Below are 18,063 nucleotides of genomic sequence, written 5' to 3'. Positions count from 1 at the left end.
CGAGTCTGAATGGTTGATGATATCAAAGACCACATCTTGGGCCACGGCTGCGGAACCAGCGGCAATGACTGCGGCAGCAGCGAAGAAGTCTTTGAACAAAATCAGGTGGCGCGTCAGCGAATACCGCAATTTTTGCGTTGACAGCGAACGCGATGATTGAGGAGCAAGAAGAATTCTTGAAGGATGGAATGGATGGTATTCTTACCAAACCATTGTCCCGCAAAACGCTTCGCGGGGTTTTAAACAAAACAAGGCGTCCGGCCGATGACGATAACGCCATCCTGATCAATCATAGCCATAGCGCGGAATCCCGTGAGGCCTTGGGCGAAGAAACGTTCGTCAAGCTGCGCTCACGCTTTATCAGCGAAGTGGACGAGTTCCTTGCTTGGCTGGGCACGGATGAGACGCACGACTTCCTTGAGGTTGCGTCGCGGTCTCATAAAGTCGCTGGAAGTGCGGCCGTGTTTGGGGCGGATCGGCTTCAAGAGACCTTGAAGGCGATTGAGACATCAGCAAAACGCGGCGAAAGCCAAGGCATCCAAGAACGGACCAAGGCCGCGGGCTCCGTTTGGCAACGTACCCAGTCTGAGCTGATTTCTAAGATGTGAAATTAACGGGATTATACGCGGCGCCAATCGGGCAAAGTTGACGGTGTCGGGGATCCGCAAGGCATGAGCGGATCGTGCAAAATATCTGGGATCGGCGCGTGCCGCGGGCGGAGGAGGGGGGCTCGCCCCCCCGTTCTAAAGAACGCCCCCCAGGATATTTTTAAAGCAAAAACAGTCAAAAGACAGCCAAGAGTGCGACATGCAGGTGGTTGTGTGTGTTCCCCTGCGCGATTAAGTCAGCGAGAAACAAAGGACGCACCCATGGCCGATGCCCCAAGAAAAGCTGAAACCGAACGCGAACGGTCTAAAAAGGTTGGGGCGCTAACCGCCCTTTGGCCGTTTATGAGGCCCTATGGCTGGATGATTGCGCTGGCGGGTATTGCGTTGGTGTCCACTGCGATGATGTCGTTGGTTTTGCCGCTGGCGGTGCGACGGGTCGTGGATAACTTTGATATTGCGGAATCTGGGCTGCTTGATGGGTATTTCGCCGCCGCCCTTGGGATTGCTGGGCTTTTGGCCGTGGGCACCGCGTTGCGTTACTATTTCGTGACCCGTTTGGGGGAACGCGTGGTGGCTGATATTCGTGTCGCCGTGTTTGATCGCATGATCGGCATGAGCCCCGCGTTTTATGAACGCATCATGACCGGAGAGGTCTTAAGCCGGATCACCACAGACACCACGTTGATCCTGTCTGTAATCGGAAGTTCGGTTTCGATTGCGCTGCGCAATAGTCTGATCTTGGTGGGCGGCATCGGGTTGATGTTGTTCACTTCGGTTAAAATGTCGCTGATGGTGCTGTGGCCGATCCCGTTGATCATTTTTCCAATCATCATTTTGGGGCGCAAAGTCCGGCGGTTGAGCAAAGAAAACCAAGACTGGATTGCCCAAAGTTCTGGCGACGCGTCTGAACAATTACTCAGCGCTCAGACCGTGCAGGCCTTTACCCATGAAAGCCAAAGTCGCGGTAATTTTCACCGCGTGACAGAGCAAAGTTTCATAGCCGCCCGCAGACGTATCGCCACGCGCGCCATTCTGACGGCTATCGTAATTTTTATGGCGTTCAGCGCCATTGTTGGTTTTTTGTGGATGGGGGCTTCGGATGTGCGTGGGGGTGTCATTACCGTCGGCGAATTGGTGCAGTTCATGATCTATACGATCATGGTCGCAGGCGGCGTCGCGGCGCTCACGGAAATCTGGTCTGAACTGCAACGTGCGGCGGGTGCCACTGAACGTCTGGTCGAATTATTAACCACAACCGATGCGGTCACGGATCCAGTGCAGGCTCTAGCCGCCCCCGATAAGCGCCATGGCAGAATCGCGTTTGAAAACGTCGGTTTCGTGTATCCGTCGCGGCCGGGTGTGCCGGCGCTGGACGGTGTGTCATTCACCGTTGAACTGGGTGAAACGATCGCGCTTGTTGGCCCGTCCGGTGCGGGCAAAACGACAATCATCCAACTTTTGTTGCGGTTTTATGACCCGTCAAGCGGTCGTATCACGTTGGACGGGGATGACCTGCGCGACCTGAACCGCGCCGACTTTCGCCGCCACATGGCACTGGTGCCGCAGGATCCGGTGATCTTTGCCACCTCCGCGCGTGAAAACATCCGCTTTGGGCGCCCCGATGCCAGTGATGCGCAGGTGGAAGCCGCCGCCAAAGCAGCTGCCGCGCATGATTTCCTGACCGCCCTTCCCGATGGCTATGGCAGTTATGTCGGTGAGCGCGGCGTCATGTTGTCGGGCGGGCAAAAGCAACGCATCGCCATTGCACGCGCCATTTTGCGCGACGCGCCTGTGCTGCTGCTGGACGAAGCCACATCCGCGCTGGACGCAGAATCCGAACGCGCGGTGCAGCAGGCCGTCGATCATTTGTCAAAAGACCGCACCACATTGATCGTGGCGCATCGTCTGGCCACTGTTAAAAAGGCTGACCGCATTATCGTGTTCGAAGCTGGAGGAATTGCCGCCGTTGGCACCCATGACACCCTCGTTGCGCAAGGTGGTCTTTATGCGCGTCTGGCGCGGCTACAATTTACCGATGGTTCGGCGGCCTGATATTTTCATTGGTGGAACGCCGTGTGGCGTGGCGCTGTTGATTTGCCGACACAGCCTCAAATAGGGAACTCACGGCATGAATTGGCCAATCCCGCAACGCGGTACAGCTAAATCATAACCTGTGTTTGCGTGCGACGCGCGCGCTGCAGCATCACCCGATGGCGGCCGTTTTTCGTAGCGTCAGACTTGCGCGGCGCGGCAATCCACCACATCTTAGCTCCTAGGGAAAACCCGCCTGCACAGGCGGACACATTAAGAGGGGAGGAGCGTCCATGACTTTCGCGTCTATGGCCGATCGCAATGCAATCGAAAACGAAATGGTGTGGGAGGATCGCAATCTGCCGCATTCCGTTTGGGCACAATTGTCCCAGACCGCCGCGACGCATGGTAGCCGTAACGCTGTGACGTTCCAGATGTTTTCTGGCGACAATGACCCATTTGAAACGCTGACATGGGCGCAGCTGCAAGGCAAAGTCGCACAAACCGCCAACCTGTTTCGTGAACTTGGTATCGGGTCGGACGATGTGGTTGCGTTTCTGTTACCCAATGCGATGGAAACTGTGCTGTCCTATCTCGGCGGCGCAGTTGCGGGCATTGTTAACCCGATCAACCCGTTACTGGATGCTGACCAGATCGGCGCGATCCTGCGGGAGACCAACGCAAAGGTCTTGGTAACGCTCAAGGCTTTCCCGAAAACCGATGTGGCGCAAAAGGCGGCTGAAGCCGTTGATCTTGCGCCCAACGTCAAAACCGTCGTTGAAGTTGACCTGCTGCGCTACATCACTGGCATCAAGAAATTCATCGTGCCGCTGATCCGCCCCAAGATCAAAGTGAACCACGGCGCCAACATTATTGATTTCAACAAATCCATCGCCAAGCAGCCGACAACCTTGAAATTTGATGACCCGAAAGAAGACCGCGTCGCGGCCTTTTTCCACACTGGCGGCACCACGGGCATGCCGAAAGTCGCGCAGCATCGCAATTCTGGCATCATCTACAACGCGTGGCTCGGTGATAAGTTGTTGTTTGAAGAAACTGATGTCCAAATCTGCCCGCTGCCCCTGTTTCATGTGTTCGCCACAATCGTTTGCATGGGCGCGTCGCTCAGCTCGGGGGCGCATATCGTGTTCCCCACCCCGCAAGGGTATCGCGGCGAAGGCGTGTTCGATAATTTCTGGAAATTGATCGAACGCCACAAGGTCAGCTTTATGATCACTGTGCCAACGGCCATGTCGGCTCTGATGCAACGGCCTGTAAACGCTGATATTTCCAGCCTGCGTCTGGCGTTCTGTGGCTCGGCACCGCTGCCGCTCGAACTCTATAAGAAATTTGAAGCCGCCGCAGGCGTGACCATCTGCGAAGGCTACGGATTGACCGAAGCCACCTGTCTGGTGTCGATCAACCCGCCCGAGGGCGAAAAGAAAGTCGGATCCATCGGCTGCCCGTTCCCCTATACCCACGTGCGCATCATTGATCCCGCAACCCAGCGCGACATGCCCACAGGTGACATCGGCGAAATCTGTGTCGCCAGCCCCGGCGTGTACGACAATCACACCTACACCGAGGCCGCCAAGAACAAGGACCTGTTCTATCCCGGTGAGGATTCTCCGTTGGGCGATGATGTGCAATATCTGCGCACCGGCGATCTGGGCCGTATTGATGACGATGGCTATCTGTGGATCACAGGCCGCGCCAAAGACCTGATCATTCGTGGTGGCCACAACATCGACCCCGCTGAAATCGAAGAAGCGCTTGCAGGCCATGCGCAGGTCGCTTTTGCGGGCGCAATCGGGCAACCGGATGCCCATGCAGGTGAGGTTCCGGCGGTGTTTGTCGAACTCACAGACGGCGCGACTGTCACGGTCGAAGAACTCATGGCCTATGCCAAAGAGCACATCCATGAACGGGCGGCATACCCCAAACACTTCGAAATTATGGACGAGCTGCCAAAAACTGCCGTTGGCAAAATCTTCAAACCCGATCTGCGCAGATCCGCCATCACACGGGTCTACAACGCGGCGCTGGATAAGGCGGGCGTTGGCGTACAGGTCACGGCCGTATTGGAAGACAAAAAGCTCGGCCTTGTGGCGCATGTGACCAAAACTGGTGACGCGACAGACGAACAGGTTAGGGCAGTACTCGGCGCGTTTACCCGTCCTTGGGTTTGGGCTGCATAATCTCCTTTCGAATAATACTGCGTAAAACATGAGACGAAGCGCCGCCCTGTCACGGGCGGCGTTTTTCGTTTACATCGGGGGCATTAAGAAAGGGTTTCAATGACTGGCCAAACCCACCCGATCGCCGTCATGGATGGCACCTGCGCGCTCTGCGCGTTTGGCGCCAAAATGGTGCACCGTCTGGATCGCTCCGGTGACATCCGCATTGCCCCAATGCAGGGCGAGACTGGTGCGGTATTGATGCGCGACCATGGCCTCGATCCCCTCGATCCGGACTCGTGGTTGTTCATTGAAGAAGACGGCACCGTCACGCGAGACCTTGACGCGCTGATCCGCCTTGGGCAGCGCACGGGCGGTATCGGTTGGCTGCTGCTTTGGTTCAAAGTGTTTCCGAAACCTGCCCGCAATTGGATCTACGCCCGCGTCGCGCGCAACCGCTACGCGATGTTTGGCCGCGCAGAGATGTGCGACATCCCCAACGAGGCGCTTAAGATGCGTTTGCTAATGTGAGGGTCTTGGTGATCGGCGGAACCGGAATGTTCGGATCACGGCTGTGCGATCTGCTGGCACGCGATGGTCTGGACGTGACGGTCGCTGGTCGGGGCCCGAATCTGGGCGGAAAGTTTTGTACAAATCATGCAAAGGTGAGGCAGAATTTTGTACAAAACCGTCAAAACGCCCCCGAACTGTCCTATATCACCTTAGATCGCGATGGCCCCCTCGACGGACTTGCGGGCTTTGACGTCATCGTTGACGCAGCAGGTCCGTTTCATGCTTATGGTGGCGACCCCTACCGCGTCGCTCGGGGTGCAATTGCGGCGGGTGCGCATTACTTTGACCTTTGTGATAATGCTGCTTTCTGTCAAGGAATCAGCGTATTAGACGGCGAAGCGAAGGCCTCTTGCGTCACCGTTGCGTCCGGCATGTCCTCCGTTCCCGCAGTCTCCTCAGCCGCCGTAACCGCGCTGTGCGATGGGCAAACCCCTTTGATGATTGAAACCGCTATTTTGCCGGGTAACAAAGCCGAACGCGGGCGATCCATTGTGGAAAGTATCCTCTCTCAAACGGGAAAATTCTATGTTGAAAAACAAGGGGGTAGGGACGTAGATGTTCGATCCTGGTCCGCCCCGTGCAGCTATGATCTTGGCCGATACACCCGCCAAGGCTGGCGCATCGAAGTCCCTGATCAACGCCTCTTTCCCGACCATTTTAACTGCCCGACCGTCACGTTCCGTGCTGGGCTGGAACTTGCCATGATGGGATATGGGCTTGGAGTTTTTTCGTTTATTCGAAGTAGGTTAGGCTTCAGAATTCCACATTGGGTTGTTTCTGCAGTGATGTTCTGCGCACGGGCGCTGGCCCCGTTTGGCACTGATCGCGGGGCAATGATTGTGCAGGTAACATTGTCGCAAGGCACTGGTTTTATTTATAAAAGCTGGATCATGCGGGCTTAAAATGGCGACGGTCCTTACACGCCCGCCGTCGCAATTCGCGCCGCCTGTCGCGATTTTGCGGCACTGGACTCCGGTGCAAAACCGGCTTTGTCACTGATACCATTGGATAAAATTGAAGACTGTTTTGCGGACCTCGATATAGACACCGACACGTCCCAGCAGGAAATCGTCCCGATCTTCCGCCAAGTCATTGGCCCCGATTTTGACCACTTGCCCGACACGGTAAAGGCAACACATGATGCAGTAGCCCCACGCGTTTTCAGAGGCTTAGCTAATGTGACGCGGGGAGGCGGCCTGCAAGCCCGCATCGCTGCACTCATCCTTCGGTTTCCGGCATCTGCGGACGATATTGAGGTCGAGGTCACAAAGACCCCAACCCTACAAGGTGAGACATGGGTGCGGAGGTTTGGAACCAAAACATTCCAGTCCCATCTTCGGGCCACGTAACGTGGTATGATCGAACGTTTTGGTCCGTTGACGTTTCAATTAGATATGCAAATTCAATACGGTATGCTGCACTTTCCAGTCGCCAAGGGTTGGTTTTGGTTCATCCTGATCCCGCGGTTTATGCTGCCTGAAAGTATCGCCACCGAAGCAGACATTGACGGCACATTCCATTTCGACGTGCTGCTTAAATCCCCAACGGGCGCGACATTGGTGCACTACAAAGGGTGGCTGAAACGGGCATAAATTATGCTGTTTGAGGGTAAGCCGAGGCATGATGAAACCTCAGCACGGGCCGTTTGTATCGCAACTCGAATGCCAATTTTGGCGATCTCTAAACTTACTGATGCCGCTGGGTCGCTCCTGCTTGGGCGGATGCCCGCAGACAGTAGTGGCCAGCCGTTTAAAACAGTTTGAGGAATTCACTTTTCCGCAACTGCTGGGTAAGTATTTATTACGATTGGGAAATTTAGACCTAACGTTCGCTGCCTATATGCGTTTTGCTCTGCCTAGGTCATACTCTGGATCAGAAGGAATTGTGCCGCTGAGGGAGCAGGGTGAGACTCTGAGGGGTACCCCCCGAAATTTGGACACTGACGTAAGCTGCAATTTTTAGTTTGCTGATCTTCAATACGAAGGAGATCAGACATGTCGAAACGGAAGCAACATCACCCAGAGTTTAAGGCCAAGGTCGCGTTAGAGGCGTTGAAGGGTGAGGAGACGGTGAGCGAGCTGGCCAGTCGGTTTGGGGTTCATCCACTGGCCGGCAGGTGAATGGTACATTCACTGAGAGGTTCTCGTCGGAAAGACGGCCTCGCTACTTTTTTGCGAGGGCTTCTTTCACCAGCTCATTCTGCATCGCGATATCTGCATACATCCGTTTCAGACGCGCATTCTCAGCCTGCAACGGCCTCATCTCGGAAATGAGCGATGCGTCCATTCCCACATATTTTGAACGCCATTGGGAAAACGCAGCGCTGCTCATTCCATGGCTGCGGCACAGTTCAGATACAGGCACACCATTCTCAGCTTTTTTCAAAACCGCGACAATCTGGGCCTCTGAATAACGTGATTTCTTCATCGTGAATCTCCTTAGCTTATCTTGCCGAGAAAATTCTAGTTTTCAATACAACCATTTTTCGGGGGATTACCCATCGACCAGGTCACGTTCGGTGCGTCCGGCACTGCCAGCGCATCGGGTTTGTCCCGCTTTAACCGTTTCCGAGGCTTGATTGTCACCCGGCAGGGTATTGCATGGTAATGTCCCGAGAGGGGCGCAAGTTCAGTTCCAGTTCGCAATAGATGCGGTAGACCCGTTTGTGGGTCCACGGATGGCCCTGCACATTGCGCAGATGCAGGAAACCTAGCCTGACCCCCCAAGTCTTCCGTGCGGCCCTTCTCGGGCATTTGTATTGCCCTGTCAGGCCGTGGTCAGCCCAACCAGCAGATCGGCGATATCTTCGGTCTCATCGCTCAAGAGCGGGCTGTAACGATAGCAGGTCTCACTCACGCCAAAGGTGCGGCAGGGTGAGGCCATTTCCGCCATTGCTCCGAGGACACTGGTCGAACGCAACGCTGACACCGTGTCGCGCCACCGCGTTCGCGGCCAAACCCCGGCGCAGGCCCTCTCAGTGAATGCACGCATTCACTGAGTATCCGTATTGGTCAAGCTGGATATTCGCCCCATTTTCGCTGATCTCGTAGAAGGGCATTTGCGGTGACAATCAGCTTTCGCATAACGGCTGTGATCGCCAGCTTCTTGCATTTCCCAGTCGATATCAGATGTTCGTATTTTGCCTTCATGTCTGGATTGAAGCGTGTAGCAACAACCGCTGGCAGATAGACTGCGCGCCTGACGCTGGCGCGACCGCCCTGGATGCGTTCCTTGCCTTGCCACTTTCCCGATTGCCTCGATATGGGTGCAAGGCCCGCCAGCGCCGCTGCTTTCTTGCCACTCAAATGTCCGAGTTCGGGCATTTCGGTTAATATCGCACAGGCTGTTACCTTTGCGATGCCCGGAATGCTTGTAAGAATCTCGGCGCGTGCAGCGAGATCTTTGTCTGCCGCAACGATGGCATCGATTGCCTCGGTAACTTGCGACAAGTCACGTTCGATCTGTTTCAGACGTCGTTTGATCTGCTGGGAAGGCAGGACGTGCGTCGTTGCGGCAAGTCGTGCCTTTGCTGCGGTCCGGTCCTTGATCAATGCCAGCCTGGCTGTTGCCAGCTGCTTGAGATCATGAAGTGTTTCGCTTTTGGGTTGGTCTGCTCTCAATTCCAGAAGTGCGCCCATTTTGGCTAATAGCGCAGCGTCCACCCGGTCCGTTTTGGCCAGCCGGCCGTTCGCGATTAGTCTTGAACCGATGGCGACCAAATCGCTCACCTTCGCAGAACCGGCGGGCCTGACGCGGATTGACCCGTGCAAAGCTGATCCCGTGTTGAGCCAAGCCCGTTTCGATGCACCTGTGATAAATGCCTGTTGCTTCAAAAATGACGCGGGAAACTTCTGTTTTTCTCGCCCAAAATGCGAGTGCTTTAGCGCCAGCTTTGTCATTTCAAAACTGCCTGTGCTCTCGCGAGGACAACCAATAAGCGTCCAATGTGTCTTTCGAAATGTCGATCCCAATGGTATCTTCCATGTGTCTCTTCCTAACCTTGTCTTGTCATGCGGGCCCAAAGCCCAAGTATCCGTTCAGGTTTCAAAAAAAGACGGAGGTGACCTTACTCAGCGACGGTCCTCAACGACCAAGAGGGGAACGGTCCAACCTCCGCCGCTGCCTGGCATAAATGACGTGCTGCGCAGCTGTTCCAGCTTCGCATAAAAACTGCCAAAATCATAAGACAAGAGGGGAAGATCGGCCAGTTTGGGGGCATTCATCCCCCGGCTTTTGAGGCTGAGCAGAACCTCGCGTCCCGTTGACTGGCAACACATGCTTGCATGTATGTGTGAGAGGTGGCTTTGAGTGGCCTCGCGCACCCCATCCGCAATGGCCAAGAAACGTTTCTGGCCACGGGTCGTCACCCCAACAATCACAAGGGCGCAGAGCTTGTAATTCTCACCGCGAAGGCCGCTGTGGACACCGTCCGTTAACCGGCAGGCGATTGCAAAGCAATCTGCCGAGAGGGGGCCCAGATGGAGACGATTGGCTCGTCATCCAACTCAGCTTCTTTCCAGCCCTCGTATTCTTTGGCCCAATCGCGCCTTCTCGGCAGCATGCTTTGCATGCGCCTGACAGGTAATACTTGAGCCGTGAGACCGAATTCGCCGACAATCCAGCCGCATCGGGGCACAGGAGAACCTTGAGGGCCGGGGCCATTTCGCCGCTGGATATCGCTTTGAGGTAAAGCCATGGCAAGGCAGCTTCCAACGTCTTGGTTCTACGCACATAGGGTGGCACCAGGGCCGAGCGGAATGTAACGGGCTGGCCGTCCTTGGATCGTACCTTTGGAATGCGCACGCTCACAGGGCCAATGCCAGTTTGGAATGGGCGCTCAGGATGATGCCCATTGCGCACCACAGCTGCGTGACCTGCCTCAGTACGCAAGTCGGCAAATTGCGCCAGATAACTGGCAAGCTCTGCCTCGACTGCTGTCGCGATCAATTGCTGGGCTCCCGTTCTCAACAAATCCGTCAGCGCGTCCGTCGTCCCGTCTCAACGCGCAAAACCAACAATGTTAGTCGTTTCCATGGCGGTGTATCTCCTTCGGTTGGGCTGCTGTCTCGCAACAACAATTCAACCAGATACGCCGCCAACCTTCAAATCACTCAAACACCAGATTCAGTAATAGCTCCATGGACTGTTCGGCTGTGTTGTTGTCGAGTTTAAGGAACCCGTGATCCGAATATCCGCGCAGGCGCTTCATGCAACAGAGTTATGCCATGGGATATGCACGAACTAGACTTGTGCACTAAATATATTTCGAAAATTCGTAACTCCCAAGGACCCCATCGGATATCGGGTTTTGTGTTGCCCTTGCGACGTTAGAGCCGAGCGATGATCTGTTGTGGTGATAGGGTGAGTGTTTCGAGGATATTGCCCCCGTGTTTTCTGACCGTCGAGATGACGGATCTGATGTCAGCGAAGACCTGCGCGCCCTCGAGGGTGCGGAAAGTTCCTGAGATTTTCATGCGCAACTTCATCATGCGCAGGTCCCGTTCGGCCTGATTGTTGGTGAAGGGAACTGTGAAGTCCGTAAGGAACCTTAGGACGTCATCACGGTAGTCGCGCAAGCGGACCAGAAGGTTATGGCCTGGCCGCCTGGCTTTTCGGCCTCGCGCACCAGTGCGGAACGTGTCAACGACTTTGAGACAGTGGCTTTTGGACTTTAGGCTTGGGTTTCTTCGGTTGGTTTTGGTGGGTTGATCCAGACGGCGGTCGGGATTTGAGGCGGTTTTGGTGGTTTGTGTACGAAGCGTTCGGGCGTGGCGAGGAATGCCGCGTCTAGTGTTGCTTGTCGCGCGGTGTAGATTTCTTGGGCCTGCCCAAAATGGATTTGGTCGGGCGTCATCAGACCAATCCCGGCGTGATGATGGTCTTGGTTATACCATGCAAAGAACCTGCGGCAGAATGCGCGAGCCTGCTCGATGGTTTCAAAGTTCTTGGGGAACTCTGGCTGATATTTCAGTGTTTTGAAGTGGGCTTCGGAGAACGGGTTGTCGTTTGAGGTGTGGGGCCGACTGTGGGACTTGAGCACACCAAGATCAACCAGCATCAGGGCTGTCGTCTTTGCCTTCATGGGCCCACCGCGATCTGCATGCAATGTCAGCTGATCGCGTGGAACCTCGTGTTTTTCCATCGCGTCGATGAACAGCTCTTTGAACTGGCTGGCGCTCTCCGCGTGCTCGACGCGCCAGCCAACAACGCGGCGGCTGAAGATGTCGAGGATGACATAGAGATAGAAGTAGGACCATTTCACCGGGCCCCTCAGCTTGGTGATGTCCCAAGACCAGACCTGATTGGGGGCTTCAGCTAGAAGTTCAGGCTTTTGATAGACGGGATGTGTGCGCTGTCGGCGGCGTTCGCCAACTTCGCCCTGCGCGGCCAATATCCGATACATCGTGCGGATTGAACACAGATAGGTGCCTTCATCCAGCAAGGTGGCAAAGACCTCTGTGGGCGTCTGATCCGCAAAGCGGGGTTCGCGCAGGTGGTGCAATACCTGGTCTCTTTCCCTTTCCGGCAGAGCCCGCGAAGACGCTGCGCGCGGTGGGCGTGTGCGTGGTGGTGCCGTCAGCGCCGCACGCTGTCGAAGAACGCTCGCGCGCGATAATGATAGCGCGGCGCAGACAGCCGAGGTCAAGCCGCTGCCGGTGGGCAATGCAATCGCGACGGCCATCATGATTTGCCGCTGCGCTCTTGCGTCTGCTCCATCTCGTCCAGAAGTCCCGCCACTTTTTTTTGGATGGCAATGATGGCTTCCGCCTGATCCAGACGGCGCCGCAAGGCTGTCACCTCACGGTTGGCCTTGGCCAGCTCAGTTTGCAATGGATTGGCAGGTGCCTTTTGTGGGCCACGGCGCATTGGCTGCAATGCACCCAATGTGCCGGCCGCCCGCGCACGGCGCCAATCGGTCAGTGCAGAGGAATAAAGCCCCTCCCGCCGTAGAATGGCGGAAACCCCGCCAGTGTCTGCCACTTGGTCCGTCTCATCCAGAATGCGCAGTTTGTATTTGGCTGTGAAGTTGCGTCGCTTCGGGATGCTCGTCAGTTCCGCTGTGGGAGCCAACGGCGCATTAACAACGCGGGGAGGCGACGTCGGGGCCAAAACGGCTCCAGATCCAGCATCTGGCGAAAGTGGTGATTGTGAAGGCATAACCATGGGTTCGTTCTCCTACGCCCTCAAGTGTAAACTTTAGCCAGTCAATTGTCTCACGCTTATTGGCACGGAGGGGTGCGTCTAGCCAGTGGGTCTTGTCGCTCATGGAAGGCGAGGCCCTCGGTGAGGATCGCCATGTATTTGGTGAGGATGCCGTGGTGAACCGACGTGGGGAGTTCGGTCTCGCCTCGCCCCTGAGCCGCGCACTTGAGCTGATTGGCGCTGTTGAGCAGCACGCTCATCGCGCACGCCCACGGCTCCTTTTCGATTTCTTCGATGGCCTTGAGTTCCCGTAAATGATGCGCCCCGCACAGGGCGTGCGCGTCCACCCCACTCATATGGGCGTAATAGGACTTCCAGTGGTCATGAACAATTGTCCCGCCGGTCAGGAAGGATGGAACAGCACCGCGCTTGGCGCTGATGCGATAATGCGTGAAGGCGAGATCGCTGATTGAGTGCAGCCAGTGCAGCTTACCATCAACACGAAGTCCGGTCTCATCCAGATGCCGAACGCCGCCTTCATTGAGCCGGGCCAGAATGTGTTCGACGACGCCACCCAAGGTACGCGCTGTGCCGTTCACCCAGTTGGTCACGCTGGCCGCGCATAGGCTGGTGGCACCAAACAAATCACGCAGGAGTTGGCAGACCCGATCCTCGGGGATCAGCTGCTGAACATTGCAGTAGACCGCCGCCGCCCGAATGCGCTTACCGTATTGCACGTGTGCATTCACGCCATCGGGAAAGGTGGCTGTCGTCGTGGCTCGGCAATGGCCACAACAATAAATCGCTGCCTGATGCTCTGTGACCTCCAGACGCGGCACCGGTATGTCATAAACCTGACGCCTCTCCACCGCCTTGATCATCCCAGCCGTCAAGCCATGCTGACAGGTGCCACAGGCCTCAGCCTCATGTCGCTCCACAAAGTCAGGCGTTGCTGTCTGACGTAGGGTGTCGCCTCGGTGGCCAACTTAACCACCACTTTTCTTACCGGACTTACCACGCAGGCTACGCGGTACCGGCTTCTTCAACCCATCACTCGAAGGCGGCTTGCTGCTATTACTGCTGTTCTTGGCCAACTGACGCCGCAGATCCGCATTCTCTTGCGCCATGCTCGCCAACGCGGCTTCCAACTCGGCGATCCTGCGCAGAGCCGTGGCGAGGAGTTGTTCAAGAGCAGTAACTTGGTCCATTCCACCAATGATTCAGAGAAATCGTCACAGCGCCACGAAATTCAGACCACAACAGAAAATTCATGGAGTTATTGTCAAATCTGGTGTTTGAGTATTGTTGGTCATGCGGTGATCTGGTCGGGGTTTGTGGTTTCGATTCCGTCTTTGAACGTGACGCCTGTGATGACTTTTGCGAGGTAGTCAAAGCCGCGTAGCTTCCTCCAATTTTGCTCAGCACATTGCCCCAGTTTGAACATCATGTGCAGCATGCCATCGCGTGACAGGCAGCCCTTTGAACGCTTGGTACGATGCCGGATCGTCGCGAAGGCCGATTCAATTGGATTGCTAGTGCGGATGCTTTGCCAATGCTGCGCCGGGAAGTCGAAGAATGCCATGAGTTCCTCACGATCTTTTTGCAGGCATAGTGTGGCCTTGGGGTATTTGGGTTCGTAGGTTTTGATGAACAGATCGAACGCCTTTTCTGCATCGACTTTGGTCTCGGCCTGCCAGATGTCGTGCAGCGCGGCCTTGGCTTTTGGCTGAGACAGCTTGGGTAAACAATTGAGCACGTTCATCGTTTTGTGTTGCCAACAGCGTTGATGGCGGGTCTCAGGATAGACTTCGTCCATGGCCGCCCAAAACCCCATGGCACCGTCCCCGATGGCCAGTTTGGGCGCATTCATGCCTCGGCTTTTGAGGTTAAGCAGAACCTCGCGCCAGCTCTGCGTGGACTCGCGCACCCCATCCTCAATTGCCAGAAATCGCTTCTTGCCACGGGCAGTTACCCCAATAATAACAAGGGCACAGAGCTTGTCATCCTCGCCCCGAAGGCCGCTGTGAACGCCGTCGGCCCAGATATAGACGATGGGCTCGTCATCTAACTCAGCGCCTTTCCAAGCCTCGTATTCATTGGCCCAATCGCGTTTTAAACGCGAAACCGTATTAGCCGACAAGCCAACGGCATCTGGGCCCAGAAGAACCTTGAGGGCGGGAGCCATCTCGCCGCTGGAGATCCCTTTGAGGTAAAGCCATGGCAAGGCCGCTTCCAGCGTCTTCGTGCGGCGCACATAGGGCGGCACCAGGGCAGACCGGAATGTCACCGGTGTGCCGTCCTTGGACCGAACCTTTGGAATGCGCACGCTCACAGGGCCAATGCCCGTTTGAAACGGGCGGGCCGGATGATGTCCATTACGCACGACTGCCGCGTGACCGGCATCGGTGCGTAAGCCGGTAAATTGCGCCAAATAACTGACAAGCTCAGCCTCAACTGCTGTCGCGATCAATTGTTGTGCTCCCGTTTTCAGCAACTCCGTCAACGCGTCCGTCATCTCGTCTCGACGCGCAAAATCAACAATGTTAGTAGTTCCCATGGTGGTGTATCTCCTTTGGTTGGGCTGCTGTCTTCCAACAACAATTCAACCAGATACGCCGCCAACCTTCAAACCACTCAAACACCAGATTCAGTCATAGCTCCAGAAACGGTTCTAAGCATTGTACTCCGTTTCAACTAGGACGTGTTTCTGGCGATATTATGGTCCGGTGAAAACCTAACTGCAATAGGCTAGCGATCGATTGTCATGCTGCGACTTAGAATAAGGTTGAGGCGGCTAACAACTAATTTTGTAACTCCCAAGGACCCCATCGGATATCGGGTTTTGTGTTGCCCTTGCGACGTTAGAGCCGAGCGATGATCTGTTGTGGTGATAGGGTGAGTGTTTCGAGGATATTGCCCCCGTGTTTTCTGACCGTCGAGATGACGGATTTGATGTCAGCGAAGACCTGCGCGCCCTCGAGGGTGCGGAAAGTTCCCGAGATTTTCATGCGCAACTTCATCATGCGCAGGTCCCGTTCGGCCTGATTGTTGGTGAAGGGAACTGTGAAGTCCGTAAGGAACCTTAGGACGTCATCACGGTAGTCGCGCAAGCGGACCAGAAGGTTATGGCCTGGCCGCCTGGCTTTTCGGCCTCGCGCACCAGTGCGTCTAGCCAGTGGGTCTTGTCGCTCATGGAAGGCGAGGCCCTCGGTGAGGATCGCCATGTATTTGGTGAGGATGCCGTGGTGAACCGACGTGGGGAGTTCGGTCTCGCCTCGCCCCTGAGCCGCGCACTTGAGCTGATTGGCGCTGTTGAGCAGCACGCTCATCGCGCACGCCCACGGCTCCTTTTCGATTTCTTCGATGGCCTTGAGTTCCCGTAAATGATGCGCCCCGCACAGGGCGTGCGCGTCCACCCCACTCATATGGGCGTAATAGGACTTCCAGTGGTCATGAACAATTGTCCCGCCGGTCAGGAAGGATGGAACAGCACCGCGCTTGGCGCTGATGCGATAATGCGTGAAGGCGAGATCGCTGATTGAGTGCAGCCAGTGCAGCTTACCAGCAACACGAAGTCCGGTCTCATCCAGATGCCGAACGCCGCCTTCATTGAGCCGGGCCAGAATGTGTTCGACGACGCCACCCAAGGTACGCGCTGTGCCGTTCACCCAGTTGGTCACGCTGGCCGCGCATAGGCTGGTGGCACCAAACAAATCACGCAGGAGTTGGCAGACCCGATCCTCGGGGATCAGCTGCTGAACATTGCAGTAGACCGCCGCCGCCCGAATGCGCTTACCGTATTGCACGTGTGTATTCACGCCATCGGGAAAGGTGGCTGTCGTCGTGGCTCGGCAATGGCCACAACAATAAATCGCTGCCTGATGCTCTGTGACCTCCAGACGCGGCACCGGTATGTCATAAACCTGACGCCTCTCCACCGCCTTGATCATCCCAGCCGTCAAGCCATGCTGACAGGTGCCACAGGCCTCAGCCTCATGTCGCTCCACAAAGTCAGGCGTTGCTGTCTGACGTAGGGTGTCGCCTCGGTGGCCAACTTAACCACCACTTTTCTTACCGGACTTACCACGCAGGCTACGCGGTACCGGCTTCTTCAACCCATCACTCGAAGGCGGCTTGCTGCTATTACTGCTGTTCTTGGCCAACTGACGCCGCAGATCCGCATTCTCTTGCGCCATGCTCGCCAACGCGGCTTCCAACTCGGCGATCCTGCGCAGAGCCGTGGCGAGGAGTTGTTCAAGAGCAGTAACTTGGTCCATTCCACCAATGATTCAGAGAAATCGTCACAGCGCCACGAAATTCAGACCACAACAGAAAATTCATGCGCCTAATGGCCAAGGAGACTCACATCAAAACTGACAAACCCGTTATCGGCTGGGGTGCTTGGGAGTTATACTCCCGCGCCTGAATTGACCTGAGGTTTTCCCCTCAAATCACTTTGTATTCCTTGAGCGATATGACGCGGAAGTTGTCGGTGACGGTGTCGCGGGACTCTGGCCATTTTTCTGGCAGGGTCTTGCGGAAGAAGTCGAAAATGGCCTCTGTGAATTGGTTGAACGTTGCATAGTGCCGATTGTGGGTGACCCATTTGTGCATAACACCCCAAAGACGCTCGATCGGGTTGAGGTGCGGGGCATATGCTGGCAAGAAATGCAACTTCACCCGACGTTCTGGGCTGTCCAGCCATGGCTGTAGTATCTTGGCATGATGATAGCGGGCATTGTCGACAAAGACGTGGATGGCCGTCTTGGTTTGGTTGTTGCGTTCCAACTTTTCCAGCATCTGTCGGGTTGTCTGGGCATTGATCTTCTCGCCTTCCACAAAGGTGAACTGGAAAGTCTCAAGGTCAAGCGCGCCCTGAATGTTGAGCCGCTTGCGCCCTGATGTCGCCTTCAGGGCCGTCTTTTGTCCCTTGGGGAACCAACCATGGGCGGGGCGGCTCTGGTGTTCGGGGTGGACAGCGTCCGAAAAGACAACCATCTCATCTGCGGCCAACCCGTTCATCAGGGCCTCATATTTGGCAATAAACGCAGCCTGCTTGGCTTCATCGGCCTGTGCAGGCAGCAATTGTGGTTTCTTATACGCGAACCCCAGGCGGCGCATCAGCTTGGCGGCTCCCGACGTGCTGTAGTTTTGGTCGCACTCGGCTAGAACATAGGCACAGACCTCATCGGCATTGCGGGCAGGCTGCGCGGTGAAATGGGCTCTCACCGCCTGCTCTTGCACGACGGACAAATGACCCTGACGCTGGCTGTAGTCCTTCAGACCGAAAAACGATAGTCCCGCACCGGCAAAGGCAAATCGCCACTCCGTCAAAACTGTCGGGCCAATATCCAAAATCCGGCAAACCGTTCCGGCGTCTTCTCCTGCGTCCAAAAGAAGAAACGCGCGCGCCCGTTTCCAAACAAGGGCGTCAACTTTGCGGCGGCGGCAAAGCGCTTCAAGTGCTATGCGCTGCTCGTCGGATAAGGAGACTGTTTTGTATTGCTTGCTCATAAACTCAAAATACAGAC

Annotated in this window: 13 protein-coding genes and 7 pseudogenes; 8 read left to right on the top strand and 12 right to left on the bottom strand. The window is 55.8% G+C overall.

Annotated features, from left to right (window positions below; all coding sequences use genetic code 11):
* Positions 1 to 9: 9 nt before the first annotated feature.
* The 8 genes and pseudogenes from OA238_RS34505 to OA238_RS33835 all read left to right on the top strand — a co-directional run.
* Positions 10 to 141 (top strand): hypothetical protein, encoded by a 132-nt coding sequence (locus OA238_RS34505; RefSeq protein ID WP_275450502.1) that lies wholly within the window; start codon positions 10 to 12, stop codon positions 139 to 141.
* Positions 142 to 188: 47 nt separating this feature from the next.
* Positions 189 to 608 (top strand): Hpt domain-containing protein, encoded by a 420-nt coding sequence (locus OA238_RS13190; RefSeq protein ID WP_245581512.1) that lies wholly within the window; start codon positions 189 to 191, stop codon positions 606 to 608.
* Between the two features lie 261 nt (positions 609 to 869).
* Entirely contained in the window at positions 870 to 2,660 is a 1,791-nt protein-coding gene (locus OA238_RS13185; protein WP_044036800.1) for an ABC transporter transmembrane domain-containing protein, read from the top strand.
* A 272-nt stretch (positions 2,661 to 2,932) separates the two neighbouring features.
* Positions 2,933 to 4,837 carry an acyl-CoA synthetase gene (locus OA238_RS13180; protein WP_015495544.1) on the top strand — a complete coding sequence of 635 codons (1,905 nt, stop codon included), beginning with the start codon at positions 2,933 to 2,935 and terminating at the stop codon, positions 4,835 to 4,837.
* A 99-nt stretch (positions 4,838 to 4,936) separates the two neighbouring features.
* Positions 4,937 to 5,347: a thiol-disulfide oxidoreductase DCC family protein gene (locus tag OA238_RS13175; protein ID WP_015495543.1), complete on the top strand. Its 411-nt coding sequence runs from the start codon at positions 4,937 to 4,939 to the stop codon at positions 5,345 to 5,347.
* An 8-nt stretch (positions 5,348 to 5,355) separates the two neighbouring features.
* Positions 5,356 to 6,291 (top strand): saccharopine dehydrogenase family protein, encoded by a 936-nt coding sequence (locus OA238_RS29015; RefSeq protein WP_144055903.1) that lies wholly within the window; start codon positions 5,356 to 5,358, stop codon positions 6,289 to 6,291.
* 87 nt (positions 6,292 to 6,378) lie between these two features.
* A pseudogene (locus OA238_RS33840) lies at positions 6,379 to 6,981 on the top strand (DUF4166 domain-containing protein).
* A gap of 402 nt (positions 6,982 to 7,383) precedes the next feature.
* Positions 7,384 to 7,491 (top strand): annotated as a pseudogene (locus OA238_RS33835) (transposase); the annotation flags it as partial.
* Positions 7,492 to 7,529: 38 nt separating this feature from the next.
* Here OA238_RS33835 and OA238_RS13165 read toward each other — a convergent pair.
* The 12 genes and pseudogenes from OA238_RS13165 to OA238_RS13105 form a co-directional block, all read right to left on the bottom strand.
* Positions 7,530 to 7,816: pseudogene (locus tag OA238_RS13165) on the bottom strand (transposase); the annotation flags it as partial.
* 71 nt (positions 7,817 to 7,887) lie between these two features.
* A pseudogene (locus OA238_RS31790) lies at positions 7,888 to 8,260 on the bottom strand (hypothetical protein); the annotation flags it as partial.
* Positions 8,261 to 8,400: 140 nt separating this feature from the next.
* A pseudogene (locus tag OA238_RS13155) lies at positions 8,401 to 9,373 on the bottom strand (IS110 family RNA-guided transposase).
* A 218-nt stretch (positions 9,374 to 9,591) separates the two neighbouring features.
* Positions 9,592 to 10,369, bottom strand: a pseudogene (locus tag OA238_RS30220) (transposase); the annotation flags it as partial.
* A 347-nt stretch (positions 10,370 to 10,716) separates the two neighbouring features.
* A complete protein-coding gene (locus tag OA238_RS30215; protein ID WP_338042839.1) occupies positions 10,717 to 11,103 on the bottom strand; it encodes an IS66 family transposase in 387 nt (128 codons plus the stop codon).
* Positions 11,061 to 12,553, bottom strand: a protein-coding gene (locus OA238_RS13140; RefSeq protein WP_085982762.1) for an IS3 family transposase whose coding sequence is annotated in 2 segments (ribosomal slippage) — positions 11,061 to 12,103 and positions 12,103 to 12,553 — 1,494 coding nt in all. Because the reading frame shifts where the segments join, the coding sequence is not laid out codon by codon here. The genes OA238_RS30215 and OA238_RS13140 overlap by 43 nt, the downstream gene beginning before the upstream one ends.
* Before the next feature lie 56 nt (positions 12,554 to 12,609).
* Positions 12,610 to 13,413: an IS66 family transposase gene (locus OA238_RS13130; RefSeq protein ID WP_144055900.1), complete on the bottom strand. Its 804-nt coding sequence runs from the start codon at positions 13,411 to 13,413 to the stop codon at positions 12,610 to 12,612.
* A gap of 105 nt (positions 13,414 to 13,518) precedes the next feature.
* Positions 13,519 to 13,740 (bottom strand): DUF6444 domain-containing protein, encoded by a 222-nt coding sequence (locus OA238_RS33830; RefSeq protein WP_015495645.1) that lies wholly within the window; start codon positions 13,738 to 13,740, stop codon positions 13,519 to 13,521.
* Positions 13,741 to 13,841: 101 nt separating this feature from the next.
* Positions 13,842 to 15,089: an IS256-like element ISOan6 family transposase gene (locus tag OA238_RS13120; protein ID WP_015494114.1), complete on the bottom strand. Its 1,248-nt coding sequence runs from the start codon at positions 15,087 to 15,089 to the stop codon at positions 13,842 to 13,844.
* 304 nt (positions 15,090 to 15,393) lie between these two features.
* A pseudogene (gene tnpC, locus OA238_RS13115) lies at positions 15,394 to 16,572 on the bottom strand (IS66 family transposase); the annotation flags it as partial.
* Between the two features lie 15 nt (positions 16,573 to 16,587).
* Positions 16,588 to 16,809, bottom strand: a complete 222-nt coding sequence (locus OA238_RS33825) for a DUF6444 domain-containing protein (RefSeq protein ID WP_015495645.1) — start codon at positions 16,807 to 16,809, stop codon at positions 16,588 to 16,590.
* A gap of 169 nt (positions 16,810 to 16,978) precedes the next feature.
* A complete protein-coding gene (locus tag OA238_RS13105) occupies positions 16,979 to 18,046 on the bottom strand; it encodes an IS630 family transposase (protein ID WP_015495538.1) in 1,068 nt (355 codons plus the stop codon).
* Positions 18,047 to 18,063: the final 17 nt, after the last annotated feature.

Origin of the sequence: Octadecabacter arcticus 238, from assembly GCF_000155735.2 — a bacterium.
GTDB classification, from domain to species: Bacteria; Pseudomonadota; Alphaproteobacteria; order Rhodobacterales; family Rhodobacteraceae; genus Octadecabacter; species Octadecabacter arcticus.
This window is presented reverse-complemented; position numbering and strand designations above follow the sequence as displayed.

Excerpts from the sequence above, each read along its gene's own strand:
- OA238_RS13185 (WP_044036800.1), top strand. The coding sequence starts at position 870 with ATGGCCGATGCCCCAAGAAAAGCTGAAACCGAACGCGAACGGTCTAAA.
- OA238_RS13175 (WP_015495543.1), top strand. The coding sequence starts at position 4,937 with ATGACTGGCCAAACCCACCCGATCGCCGTCATGGATGGCACCTGCGCG.
- OA238_RS13120 (WP_015494114.1), bottom strand. The coding sequence starts at position 15,089 with ATGGGAACTACTAACATTGTTGATTTTGCGCGTCGAGACGAGATGACG.
- OA238_RS33830 (WP_015495645.1), bottom strand. The coding sequence starts at position 13,740 with ATGGACCAAGTTACTGCTCTTGAACAACTCCTCGCCACGGCTCTGCGC.
- OA238_RS34505 (WP_275450502.1), top strand. The coding sequence starts at position 10 with ATGGTTGATGATATCAAAGACCACATCTTGGGCCACGGCTGCGGAACC.
- OA238_RS13180 (WP_015495544.1), top strand. The coding sequence starts at position 2,933 with ATGACTTTCGCGTCTATGGCCGATCGCAATGCAATCGAAAACGAAATG.
- OA238_RS13105 (WP_015495538.1), bottom strand. The coding sequence starts at position 18,046 with ATGAGCAAGCAATACAAAACAGTCTCCTTATCCGACGAGCAGCGCATA.
- OA238_RS13190 (WP_245581512.1), top strand. The coding sequence starts at position 189 with ATGGATGGTATTCTTACCAAACCATTGTCCCGCAAAACGCTTCGCGGG.
- OA238_RS13130 (WP_144055900.1), bottom strand. The coding sequence starts at position 13,413 with ATGATCAAGGCGGTGGAGAGGCGTCAGGTTTATGACATACCGGTGCCG.
- OA238_RS33825 (WP_015495645.1), bottom strand. The coding sequence starts at position 16,809 with ATGGACCAAGTTACTGCTCTTGAACAACTCCTCGCCACGGCTCTGCGC.